Annotated in this window: 3 protein-coding genes; all 3 read right to left on the bottom strand. The window is 28.2% G+C overall.

Features of this window, described 5'->3' with window-relative positions:
• Positions 1–27 precede the first annotated feature (27 nt).
• A complete protein-coding gene (locus ACKTTQ_RS16435; RefSeq protein ID WP_408049823.1) occupies positions 28–7,254 on the bottom strand; it encodes an amino acid adenylation domain-containing protein in 7,227 nt (2,408 codons plus the stop codon).
• Between the two features lie 295 nt (positions 7,255–7,549).
• Positions 7,550–14,113 (bottom strand): amino acid adenylation domain-containing protein, encoded by a 6,564-nt coding sequence (locus tag ACKTTQ_RS16430; protein ID WP_408049822.1) that lies wholly within the window; start codon positions 14,111–14,113, stop codon positions 7,550–7,552.
• Positions 14,114–14,127: 14 nt separating this feature from the next.
• Positions 14,128–14,350 (bottom strand): acyl carrier protein (locus ACKTTQ_RS16425; protein ID WP_408049821.1); only part of this gene is annotated, 223 nt, incomplete at its 5' end.

The following is a 14,350-nucleotide window of genomic DNA, read 5'->3' as shown; positions in this document are numbered from 1 at the left end:
ATTTTTATAGTTATTTTATTAATATTATTATACTACTGTTAATTCAAAATGTTTTTCTATACAATTTGATAGTTTCATTACTTCTGGTGTTTTCATTATAGAAAAGTGGTCTCCAGAAATATTATTAATACTAATACTTTTAAATACTTTTCTTAATTTATTAAAATTCATGTTATTTGGAGATTCTGATGGACATATATACAAAGTATTAGCACTAATCTGTTTATTCACAAAATGTACCTCCGAAGAAGCGATTAGCCTTCGGATTTTATTTGTCATTTTAAAAAGTTCTTTTTTATTTTTATTGAAATAATCAGGAATAAGCTCTTTAATATTTTGCGGTACAATTTTTTGAAGTTCACCAATTGTTAAACCCTTAAAATAACTAGATTTTAGGAATTCAGATTCTAAAGTTTGAAATGAATTAATTTCTTTTCTATTTTTAGGATAGAAATTAAAAATTGAACTCATTAATTCTAATTCTGAATCAATATTAAATAACTTTTTAAATACTGGTTTATCATACTTAAGGTAAGAGTCTATTAAAACTAATTTCTCTACTTTTTCAATATTACTTTCCAATTGTAAAGTAATTTCTGTAGCAATTTCCCCTCCTAAACTCCAACCTAATAAATTATATGGCCCAAAAGGTTGAATTGTTTTTATTTTTTTTATGTAAAAAGAAGCTATCTCAGGAATACTTGGCACTGTTATCTTATTATCATTATCATCTAACATAATTCCATAACACTGATATTCTTTTATATTTCTAGTAAGCTCTAAATACCCCTCTATTTCTCCACTTCCATCATGAATTATAAATAATTTCTCTTTTAACTCTTCATTGTTTAAAGGAATTAAATCAACCTTACTATTTATTTCTTCCTCTTTCTCTTCTATTTTATTTGACAAATACATTATTGTTGGATTTAAGAAAATTTCAGTTAACGAAAATTGAAATCCAAATTCTTTATTTATCTCATGTTTCAATTTTATTCCTAATAAAGAATTACCTCCAAGTAAGAAAAAATCCGAGTTCATACTTATCTTATCTTTCGTTATTTTTAAAATATTAGACCAAACACTTACTAATTTCTCTTGAATTTCATTACTTGGAGAAATAAATGTATTTATTTTCCTAAGACTAGGGTTAGGTAATGATTTTCTATCTATTTTTCCATTTGAATTCACAGGGAAACTCTCTAACTGAACGTAGACATTAGGTATCATATAATTTGGTAACTTTGACGATAAAATTCTTTTTATTTTCTCACCTTCAATATCATTTCCACATAAATAAGCAACCAATTGTTTATTATCTCCAACATCAAAGTCCATTACCAATGATTGATTAATAAATTCCAACTTTTCTAATTGACTCTCTATTTCTCCCAATTCAATACGAACACCACCAATTTTTATTTGTTTATCTACTCTTCCAATAAAATCAATAGTCCCATTTTCATTCCATTTAGCCATATCTCCTGTAGCATAAACTCTTGTTCCTGGAACTATAGGATTTTCTACAAATTTAATTTTTGTTAATTTATCATCATTTAAATACCCTTTCGCTAACCCTTTCCCTGAAACATATAATTCTCCCGACACTCCTATAGGACATAATTGTTTAGCTTTATTAAGTATATATACACTTCTATTACTTATAGGCCTACCTATACATGAAGCTTTTTCAAGAGAATCAATTTCATGGTATGTAATACAAACTGTTGATTCAGAAGGTCCATAGGTGTTATATATTGGATAATTTTTAATTAAATTACTAATATGTCTCGGAAGTAATACGTCTCCACCACTTATAATAAACCTCAAGCTTTTTAAATTATCTAAAAAATTATTTAATACGTCAAGAACAACTGGCACAGTAGTTAAAATTGTAGCTTTTGTTTCTTCAATACCTTTAACAAGTGCCTCTATATTACGACCTCCTTCTGGCATTATTACAACAGAAGCTCCCGACAATAAAGCTGGAAAAATCTCTTCTATCATTGTATCAAATGCTGGTGAAGCTTGTTGTATTACTTTATCCGAAGAAGTAATTGAAAAATATTTTGTAAATGTTAAACTATAATCAATCAAAGAATCATGCGTTATAATTACTCCTTTTGGTTTTCCTGTACTTCCTGATGTGAAAATTATATATGCTGGATCATTCTTCTGAATTGATATTATTGGATTAGATTCCAGCATTTTATTTATCTCTGATTTTTGGGCTAACAAATCTATAACCTGTACTGATTTTTTTACATTTATTAAATCAGTGCTTAAATTAGTTACTATGTACTTAATACCTGAATTATCAATTAGTTTTTTTAATCTATCCAATGGGTTTTCAGGATCAAGAGCAATATATGTTGCTCCTGATTTAAGAATTGCTAAAAGACTAATTATCATTTCTGGAGAACGCTCAAAATAGATACCTATTCTATCTCCCTTTTCAACTTTAATTACATCTAAAAAATAATGAGTTAATTGATTTACCTTTCTGTTTAAAGTATTATAATTTATTACTTCCCCTTTAAAACATAATGCTTCTGATAATGGATTAGAAGTAACTTGTTTTTCTATTAAATCGATAACTGTTCCAGAAATAGTATGCTCAATTTCTGGTTTATTAAACTCATTAATAATTTGATTCTTTTCTTCTTTTGAAAGAATATCTATTTTTGATATTTCAATGTTTTTATCAAATAATATTACTTCTATTATTTTTTTAAAATAATTAGAAAACCTTATTATTGTTTTTTCTTTAAATAGAGAGCTATTATAATTAAAAATTATACTACACCCCTCATTTTTCTGAACCACATCTAGCTCTAAATCAAATTTTGCTATATCATAGTTCACATTATGACTTATTATTTTGAGGTCATCAGATTCTTTAAAATCTGTATCTTTAATTTGTTGATTATATGAAAAGAAAACATCAAACAAAGGGTTACGACTACTATCTCTAGAGATATTTAAAGCATCCACTAACTCATCATATTGATATGACTGATGGTCAAAAGCCATCAATGTATCTTCTTGTAGTTTAAATAGAAAATCTTTAAATATTACCTCTGAACATACCTGGTTACGCAAAGCTAATGTATTTACAAACATCCCTACTACCCCTTCTAAATCTGAATGATGACGACCTGCTGTTGGAGTACCAACAACTATATCTTGTTGATTTGATAACTTGCTAAGTAATACATTATAAACCGCAAAAAACAACGTATACATTGTAACCCCCTCAGAAACTGCCAATAAAGATAACTTCTCACTTTGTGATTTATTAAGTTCTATTGAATAAACACCTCCTTTATTACTTCGTTTTTCAATTCTAGAATAATCTGTCGGCAATTCTAAAATTGACAAATCTTCACTATAACGTTCTAACCAAAACTCTTTATGACTAGAAGTTAATGACTTCTGTGCTTCTTCTTGCTGCCATACTGAATAATCTACATATTGGATATCTAATTCAGGTAATTTATATCCTTTATATAACAACCAGAAATCTCTTATCAATATTTCATTAGAAACACCATCATTAACAATATGATGAGTATCAATCATTAATAAATAGTCTTCTCCTAAAATATCAATCAACGATACACGATATGGTAAATCTTTTGATAAATTGAATGGGCGAACAAAATTTTTAATATAGCGATCTATATCATTTACTTCACCCTTATCATAAGTAACCTCAAATAAATCAGCTTCTAAAATACGTTGAACTGGTTGACCATCTTCTAACTCAAATATTGTACGAAGACTCTGATGACGCATTACTAATTCTTTAAATATTTTATTTAATAACGCTGCTTCTATATTTTTACTAACTCTATAAAAATCTGGCATATTATAGCTAGTCCCCTCTTTATCAAACTCGTATAAAAAATACATACGACGTTGAGCTGATGATAAAGGATATGAGTTTTGTATAGGTGCTTTATCAATAGATATATAATTCCCTTTATTCATACCAGAAATATGAATGGATAATTCTAAAACTGTTCGATATAAAAATAAGTCTTGTAAAGAAACTTCTACATTAAAAATCTGATTAATTTTATTTACCAGAGTAATAGCACTTAATGAATGCCCTCCCAATTGGAAAAAATCTGAACTAATACTAATTTTTTCTTTTTCAAATCCTAAAACCTCTGACCAAATACCTACTAACTTTTCTTGTTCTTCTGTATTTGGAGCTATATATTCTTTTCCTATAATAAAATCTGGGCTAGGTAAAGCTTTTTTATCAATTTTATCATTTGCATTAAGTGGAAAGGAATCAATCCATATATAACCAGTAGGTATCATATAATTGGGAAGTTTTGATAACAAAAACGATTTAATTTCGCTATCTTTTAACTCCTTTTCTCCACATAAATAAGCAACCAACTGTTTATTTTCTTCCGATCCGAAAGTTATTACTAATGATTGATTTATTTGTTCTAAATTCTCTAATTGACATTCTATTTCTCCTAATTCAATGCGATAACCACGAAGCTTTACCTGATCATCATTACGTCCTAAATACTCTAGTCTACCATCTTCTTTCCATCTTGCTAAATCTCCTGTTTTGTATAAACGTCCTTCTCCAAAAGGATTTTTAATAAAACGTTTTTCAGTTAAATCTAACCTATTTAAATACCCCAAAGACAGTCCTTTTCCTCCTATATAAAGTTCTCCTATTGCCCCTTGAGGCAATAACTTCATATCTTCACATAAAATATAAATCTTTGTATTAGCTATAGGTTTACCTATAGAGCTTCTATATTCAAAAGTTTGTTCTTTTACTATCTTTTGATAAGTAGCTGTTACAGTAGCTTCAGTAGGTCCGTATTCATTATATAAAGGACATTTATTAGTAACTCTTTCTATCAAAGATGACCTACAAGCTTCTCCCCCTGAAATTACGCGACGAAGATTTGGTAAGTCTTCTAAATCTATTCTTTCTAAAAAAGATGGCGTACTATCAAGATGTGTAACACTATGTTCTTTTAAATATGATTTTAAAAAAGCTGTCTCTAACAATTTTTGTTCCTCTATTATAACTAAAGTGGCTCCGCTTGATAATGCCAACCATATTTGTTCAACAGAAGCATCAAAATAATAAGGAGAAAATAATAGAATTTTTTCATCATAATTCATCTTAAAAAGTTGTTGTTGATGTTGAATTAAATTAGAAACTCCTTCATGCTGAATTAGCACTCCTTTTGGTTTTCCTGTAGAACCTGAAGTATAAATAATATAAGCCAAGCTAGTTGGTAGAACCCTAAACATAGTTTTCTTTTCAACTATAACCGTATCTAAATTAAGAACACTGGGAGTTAAACAGTTATAACTTTGCTTTAAATTTTCCAAAGACTCGCTTGCATTAGTAATTATAGTAGAAACTCCACAATCTTCCAACATGTCAAGGGTTCGAGCTATTGGTTGATTTGGATTAATTGGCAAATACGCTCCTCCTGCTTTCATTACTGCCAAAATAGCTACTATCATTTCACTTGAACGTGTTATAAATAAGCCAACTATAGATTGTGATACAACACCCGATTTTATTAAATGTGTTGCCCATAAATCAGAACGAATATCTAACTCTCTATAGGTCATTTTCTCTTTTTCAAATACAATAGCTATTGCATCTGGATTACTAAGAGATTTATCAACAAACATATCTAGAACAGTTTTATTTAAATCATAATCTGCATCCGTATCATTAAACTCCACTAATAATTTATTTATTTCAACCTCTGATAATATCTCAATATTTTTTATTAAAACTTTTTTATCCTTCAGTATTTCATCTATTATTTTAATTAAATAATTAGAAAATCTAGTTATACTCGATGCACTAAATAAATCAGTTCGATATGTTAGTGATAAAACAATCTCATTCGAATCTAAAACATCTAACTCTAAATCAAACTTTGACATGACATTTGCTTCATCATAACTCATGATTTTAGAACCTGTATTTTTTCCCACTTTCACATCTATCTGCTTACTATAAGAAAAGAAAACATCAAACAAGGGATTACGTCCCATATCTCTTCTGATATTCAATGCATCAATCAGCTCTTCATATTGATATAATTGATGATCAAAAGCCATAAATGTATCTTCCTTAACATTCTTTAAAAACTCTTTAAAAGTAATTTCTGGACTTATTTGATTACGTAAAGCTAAAGTATTAACAAACATACCCACTACCCCCTCTAAATCAGAATGGTAACGACCCGATGTTGGAGTTCCAACAATAATATCTTTTTGATTCGATAACTTACTCAATAGAACATTATAAATTGCTAAAAACAATGAATACATTGTAACTCTTTCCTCTTTCACTAAAGCACGCAACTTGGAACTTTTTTGAGCATTAAGTTTTATTGAATATACCTCCCCTTCACTACTAAGTTTCTGTGGCCTAGAAAAATCTGTAGGTAATTCTAATTTAGTAAACTCTTTTTTGTACCTATTTAACCAATATTTTTTATGAGTAGCAACTAACGATTGGTGATATTCACCTTGTTGCCATACTGAGTAATCTATATATTCAGTTTGTAGTACTGGTAAAGATTTCTCATAATAAAAAGACCAAAAATCATTCATTAAAATCTCTTGTGAAACACCATCATTAATTATGTGATGCATATCAATAAATAATAAATAATCTTCCTTCGGAATCTCTATCAAAGAAATTCTAATTGGAAAGTCAGATGACAAATCAAACGGCATTACAAAATCATGCTTATATTTATCTTTTTTATCAACATCTCCTTGATAAAAATTCACCTCAAATAAGTCAGCTTCTAAAACTTTTTGAACAGGTTGGTTTTCTACAATTGTAAAAATAGTACGAAGACTTTGATGGCGTTTAATTAAACTTTCAAAAGCAGATTTTACTTTTAATATATCTAAGTCTCTATTAACTTTATAAAAACCTGGCATATTATAACTTGTTCCCTCTTTATCAAGCTCATATAAAAAGTACATACGATGTTGAGCTGAAGACAATGGATAATGCTCAGAAACTTTTGCTTTTGAAATAGAAGTAAAAGCTCTTTCATTTTTGATTAACTTAAAAAAACTTAAAATCTCTTGCTTTTTTATTGTCAATTCTCTTACTATTTCAGGAGTAATAATTTCATCTGGTGCCTTAACAGCTATTTGTCCATCTTGCACAGAAATAATAATATCTCTACTCCTTAAATCACTGATATATTGATCTATTTTCATGAGTTTAGGTTTAATTTGGTTGTTTAGGTTTAATTTGGTTGTTTAGGTTTAATTTGGTATTTTTTCATAGCACCAGTTTTAATTTTAAGAATAAATCAAAACACTTAGATAAACAACATATAGTAAGATGTTAATAAATCTGAAAACTATTTATAAATCATCAGAAAGCATAGTCCATAAAATAATTATACAAAAAACTTAAATTTAATAAGCATCAACATTTATCAAATGTTTTTCCTTAAAAGCATATGTCTTATTATTATATATTATGAAGTATTCTAAAAAACTACCCCTTTTATATTAATAAAGCTACTTTTTCTTTATCATCTTTTAAGTTAGTATTCTTGAGTTGTTTTATAGTAATTATATAATCAGAAATACCTTTTATACTTTGCTTTTCAAATATTTCTTTCAAGGTTATATTTACTGCAAAATATCTTACAATTTTATTAACTAGAGTAATTGCTTTTAACGAATGACCTCCTATATTAAAAAAACTAGTATTAGTACTAATCTTAGTTTTTTCTATATTTAATATTTCTGACCAAACTTCTAACAATATTTCTTCTGTTTCATTTAATGGATCAGTATGTGATTCTAATCGATTAATTTTAGGATCTGGTAATGACGACTTGTCTAGTTTTCCATTAGAAGTAATTGGAAATTCTTCCATTTCTTCATAGTATAGTGGAATCATATAGTCAGGAATATTTTTATTTAAATACTCTCTAAAGTCTGCTACATCAATAGCTTCTCCGTAAGTAACATAATATGCTATTAAACAGAACTCTCCTTTATACGCTCGGTAATCTACAGCTGCCACACGTATTTTTGAATGACTTAATAAAACAGTTTCTATTTCTGATAATTCTATTCGGTTTCCTCTTAGTTTTATTTGATTATCAATTCGTCCAAGATATTCAATAGTACCATCAGGAAGCCAACGTGCCATATCTCCTGTTTTATATAATTTTTTTTGTGTATCAAATGGATTGTCTATAAATTTATCTAGCGTTAAATCTGATCTATTAAGATACCCTCTTGCTACTTGAACACCACTTATTAACAACTCTCCTTTTACTCCAATTGATTGTAATCTATTTTCGCTATTTACTATGTATGCCTTTGTGTTTGCTACTGGTTTGCCAATAGATACTTTACCCTTACTATAGTTTGTAACGTCCATAGCTGTAACGTGGATTGACGTCTCTGTAGGTCCATATAAATTATGCAATGATACATTAGGATACTTACTCTGAAACTGCTTTATTGTATTTGGTAGAAGTTCTTCTCCACTACAAATAACTTTACGTACCACTCCTATTCCTTTATCTTTTACCTCATTTAAAAAATTTGATAACATTGAAGGTACAAAATGAATTAATGTGATTTTTTGCTTATTGATAATAGACGCTAAATAATTTGTATCTGCATGACCATTAGGCTTACTGAATACTAGTTTTGCACCACACAATAATGGTAATATTAATTCCCAAACCGAAACATCAAAACTGAAATTTGTTTTTTGTAAAATTACATCTTGTTCAGAAACATTTAAATATTCTTTCATCCAGCAAAGCTGATTATACACTCCTATATGATCAATCATAGTTCCTTTTGGTTTACCTGTAGACCCAGAAGTATATATAACATATGCTAACGACAATTCTTTTACTTCTATAAAAGCAGAAAATTTTGATCGATTTTCATAAATAGATTTATCATCTAGTATCAACTGAGATATTTCAAATTGGTCTTTATACTTAAATTCTGTTAATATAAATGATGCTTCTATATCATTTAAAATATAGTCAACTCTACTTTTCGGGTAAGTAGGGTCAATTGGAACATAAACACCCCCAGCCTTCATTATTCCTAAAATACCAATTATCATTTCAACAGAACGATCTATACTAATTGGTACTAAGGTTTCCTTTTTCACCCCAACTTCAATTAACTTATGAGATAATTGATTAGATTTTTCATCAAGCTCTTTATAAGTTAAAGACACGTTTTCAAATACAGTTGCTACTTTAGTTGGCCTTAACTTAACTTGTTCATTAAACAAATCTAAAATTGTTGTTTTCTTTCTAAAAGAAATCTCTGTATTATTAAATTGCTTGGTTATTTTCAGATAATCTTCTTGAGGTAAAACTTCTTCCAGTTTTAACTTTTTATTTGTTTCATTTAATATTTGATCAAGAGCATTCTTAAAATATAGATATATATTTTTTGATTGATTATTTTCTAAAAGAGAAGCCTCATGAACAATACGCAAAGTAAAGTCATCATTCTCTGCAAAAATATTAACATTAAGAGGTGTATTTTCATTTAAATAAGATTTAGATTCTAAGTATCCTTTATGAACTTCTTCTGAATTCTTTTTATTATAGCCTTCTAATTCATTAAAAACCCTAAAATCGATATAATTAAATTTAACATCAAAAATTGGATTTTCTTTTGAGGTTTTTTCATCTATATATTCTAATATTTTATAAAAAGGTACTCGCTCATGATACTTTAATTCTCTTAGTTTAGTTTCAATATAATTAACATATTCTTTCCAAGTTATATCTTCAGAAACCTTAATTCTTACTGGAACTGTATTTAGAAAACATCCTATCAAATTTTCTCCATCTGGGATTAACGGCCTTACATTAGTAACCATACCCATTACCAAATCATTCTCGTAGCTTATTTTACGTAAAGCGTATGCTGTCGCTGCAAAACACAAATGCTTAAAACTTGTATTGAGTTCACTAGCTATTTTTTCTATTTTTTTTCTATACTTTTTCCCTAAATTATAATCATTCGTTACCGTTTCAACAGGTAAACCTGTCATCGATAATTCAAATCGATTATACCCTGTTAATTCTTTTTTCCAATACTCTTTACTAGATTTATCTTTAACAGCTGTTAACTCTCCTATTATTTGATCTTTATAACTACCCTGAATAGTTTTCAATCCCAAAAAAGTATTTTTCTTTAATGCTAAATAAGTATTATTCAATTCAGTTAAAAAAGCTGATAAACTCCACCCATCTAATAAAGAATGATTAAAATCAAATAATAAATATTGAAAATCCTCACGTATTTTTAAAATATGCATACGCCATATTAAAGACATTGAAAGATTTGTTTCTTTTAATTTTTCTTCATGCAATTTTTCAGTTATAAACTCTTCCTGTTCGATAGTATTAAGATGGGATAAATCTATAAAATAAACTTCAGGATCTATTTCTTTTAATATGATATGAGCCAAATTTTCCAAATCATATATCTTTCTAAATTCGCTATGTTTTTTTATTACTAAATCTAATGCTTGCTTAAAAATGTTAAAATCAAAATCTTTAAACGATAGGTTATATATATTTTGTTCGTGATATAAAACATTATTAATATCTTCAGAATTCCCTAATAAAGAATAAAACACCATTCCTTTTTCTACACCATTCATAGGGTAAACTTCTTCATACAACTCTAAAAAATCGTTATCTTTTTTATAATTCTCTTGAAATAATTTCAATTCTTTTTCTACTTCATCCTTCAATAAATCATTTCCACTTCCATTTTTAGATTTTAATACTTTTACCAATTCCTTAATGGTTGGGTAAGAATATATATCAGCAATAACAAGAGCAGAAGAAAAACGATCATTAATTGTAGAAACTAACCCTATAGCCTTTAAAGAATCTCCTCCTAAACTAAAAAAATTATCTACAACCCCTACTTGATCTATACTCATATATTCTTCCCATATCTCACACATCAGTTTTTCTTCTCCATTAACTGGAGCTACATATCTTTTGTTTGACACCCCAGTTTTAGGTTCTGGTAATTTTGATGTATCAATTTTATTATTAGATGTAAACGGCATTTTTTCCATCTTAACATAATATGACGGAACCATATAGTGAGGCAATTTATTACTTAAGTAGGTTCTTAAATCTGTAACATCTATTTCTTCTTTTGCTATATAATAAGCACATAAAAAAGATTCTTCTTTTTCTGAAACACTTTTAATAACCAAGACATCATCAATTAATTCATGTTGAAACAAATGATGTTCTACTTCTTTTAACTCAACTCTAAACCCTTTTAATTGAACTTGATTATCCATACGTCTCTTGTATTCAAGATCCCCATTAGGCATCAGCACTGCTAAATCTCCTGATTTATACAAACGATCTCCTTCTTTAAAAGGGTTATTCATAAAACGAGAATTAGTTAACTCTTTATTGTTCATATAACCACGTGCAACACCTTCTCCTCCAACATATATTTCACCTATAACTCCTTTAGGAACTGGCTGCATATTACTATCTAACAAATAGATAACCCCTGTTGGTAATGCTCTCCCTACATTACCAGTGCCTTTTTCTATTTCTTCACCTCCTATTTCCTTATAAGTCATATGCACAGTCACTTCTGTAATACCATACATATTTATCAATTTTGTGTCTGGATACAATTCTCTCCACTTTCTTAACTTAGATGGCATTAATGCCTCTCCTGCAAAGACTACGCATCGTATTTCTGGTAATGCTATATTTTCTTTTTCACTAGCATTATTTAGCGAATAAAAAGCTGTTGGTGTTTGATTTAAAATAGTTACTTTATTTTCCTTTAAAATTTTTAAATATTTTAAAGGATCTCTAGCGTCCTTTTGTGGCACTATAACTAATTTACCTCCATACAATAATGCTCCATACATTTCCCAAACACTTACATCAAAACAGTGACTATGAAACATAGTCCAAACATCTTTACTTGTAAAATCATATTGAAACTCTTCATTAAAAAGTAAACGAACAACATTTTTATGTTCAATCATTACTCCTTTTGGAACACCAGTAGTTCCAGAAGTATAGATCACATAACATAAATCTTCAGGGTTATTCATTACTTCCAAATTACACGTATCTCCTATAGATTCTGCCTCCAACACATTTATAATTGAAATCTTACTTTCTTTAATTACTTCAAAATACTCTTCTGTAGATAAAACCCAACTAATTCCACTATTTTCAATAATATAATCAATTCGGTTTTGAGGGTAATTAACATCAATTGGTACATAAGCACCACCTGCTTTCAAAATACCCAGCATACTAATAACCACTTGAAATTTTTTTTCCATTAAAACCCCAACCGTATCATTACGTCCAACTCCTTTTGTTCTAAGCATTCTTCCGATCCTATTTGCTTTTTCATTCACTTCTTTATAGGTCATAGTATCTTCACCTAAAATCAGAGCTATACTATCTGGAGATTTAGAAACTTGATTTTCAAACATTTCAACTAACGTAAGCTTATTTGGATATTTTACACTTGTAAAGTCATTTAACTTTAACACTTCTTCTTTTGACTTTTTATTAAGAAGTGTTATTTTTTCTAGAGCAATAGATTTATTACTTCCTACTTGATCTATTATATTAATAAAGTAATCAAAAAATCTATTTACGGTCTCCTTTTTGAATAATTGTGTGCTATACTCAAAGGTACATTCAAGCTCTTCATCAAGCTCATTAAAATGCATAATTAAATCAAACTTAGAAGTTGATTTATTTATTTCAATAGGTTTTACATTTACATCATTAAGTTCTAACTGACTTTCTTCAATATTATTTAGAGTAATAAGTGTATCGAATAACGGATTCATATCATTATTCCCTCTTAAATTTAAATCTTCAAGTAAGTTTTCATAGGGGTATTCTTGATTATCAAAACTTTTAACCACCGTTGCTCCTACATTTTTTAAATATTCATTAAATTGAACCTCCCCTTCAGGTTTCATTCTAATTGCTAAAGTATTCACAAACATTCCAATCATATTGTCTAAATCCCAATGACGTCTTCCAGCCACAGGAACACCTATTGCTAGATCATTTGCATCTGACAACTTTGCTTGTAAAATACTATAAAGAGTAATTAATACACTAAATAAAGACACTTCAGATTCCTTCGAAAGTTCTTCTATAATTTTCCTCCTTTTACTATTAATTTTAAAATTCGCATATCCTCCTTCAAAAGAAATTTTATTTAATTTCTTAAAGTCTCTAGGAAGAACTGCTGTATTAGAAAACCCTTCTAACTCTTTTACCCAAAATGATTTTTGAGTAGCAAGACTCATTTGATAATCATCACTATAATACCATGCTGTATAATCTTTATATTGTATTCTAAGGTCTTTTAGCTCTTCTTTATTATACAATGAAACTAAATCTTTTAAAAACACTTGAGTAGAAATCCCATCAAAAATAATATGATGAACATCTATTAACAAAACAAATCGTCTCGAGTTAATCTCTACTAGTTTAGCTCTTATTAATGGTCCTTTTTTAAGATCAAAAGCATATGAGAAGTCTTGTATAATTGTTTCCAGTGCTTTCTCATTTGACTTAATATATTCTAATTCGAATTCGAATTCTTCAATAATTTTTTGAACTGGTTCATAATTTTCACCAAGAATAAAACATGTTCGTAAACTCTCATGCCTATTAACCACTTCTTTAAAAGCCTTTTGCATTTGAGAGACATCTACAGCTCCATTTAGTTCACATCCAAAAGGGATATTATAAACATTAGAGTTTTCTGCTAACCCTTGAAGTACATACAACCGAGTTTGAGGTGGAGTCAGTTTTATAAGATCAGAAAAATCTGCTACTGGTATCTCTAAAGAGTTTACTCTGTTTCTTTTAACTTTATTAATATAATCAATTAAATCAGTTTTATTTTCTTTAATTTCATTTATTAAAGTAATATCTTTAAAGTTATTTGGTAAATTTAACTTAAGATTATTATCATCAACATTTAATTGAACATCAAATTTTCGTAATTTTAAAAGTAATTCTTCCATAATTTTATTCGTTTTTATAGTACAACCTCTTTTCGCTGATCTTGCTTGTTATTCTTAGTTTCTAACCAAATTTCTATTTCAATTAATTCTGATAGTTGACTAATTGTTTTTCCTTTAAAAATGTCCTGTAATTTCAATTTCACCCCAAACTCTTTCTTTATAGCATTTACTAAAAACACCATTTTTAATGAATGTCCTCCTAAATCTATAAAACTACTATTCACTCCTATTAAATCT

This window comes from Tenacibaculum halocynthiae (assembly GCF_964512825.1).
In the GTDB taxonomy this organism is placed as follows: domain Bacteria; phylum Bacteroidota; class Bacteroidia; order Flavobacteriales; family Flavobacteriaceae; genus Polaribacter; species Polaribacter halocynthiae.
Note: the sequence above shows the minus strand (reverse complement) of the source record. Positions and strands in the feature narration are given on the sequence as shown.

What these genes read in the sequence shown, in the direction of transcription:
- ACKTTQ_RS16435 (WP_408049823.1), bottom strand. Translation starts at nt 7,254, where the DNA reads ATGAAAATAGATCAATATATCAGTGATTTAAGGAGTAGAGATATTATT.
- ACKTTQ_RS16430 (WP_408049822.1), bottom strand. Translation starts at nt 14,113, where the DNA reads ATGGAAGAATTACTTTTAAAATTACGAAAATTTGATGTTCAATTAAAT.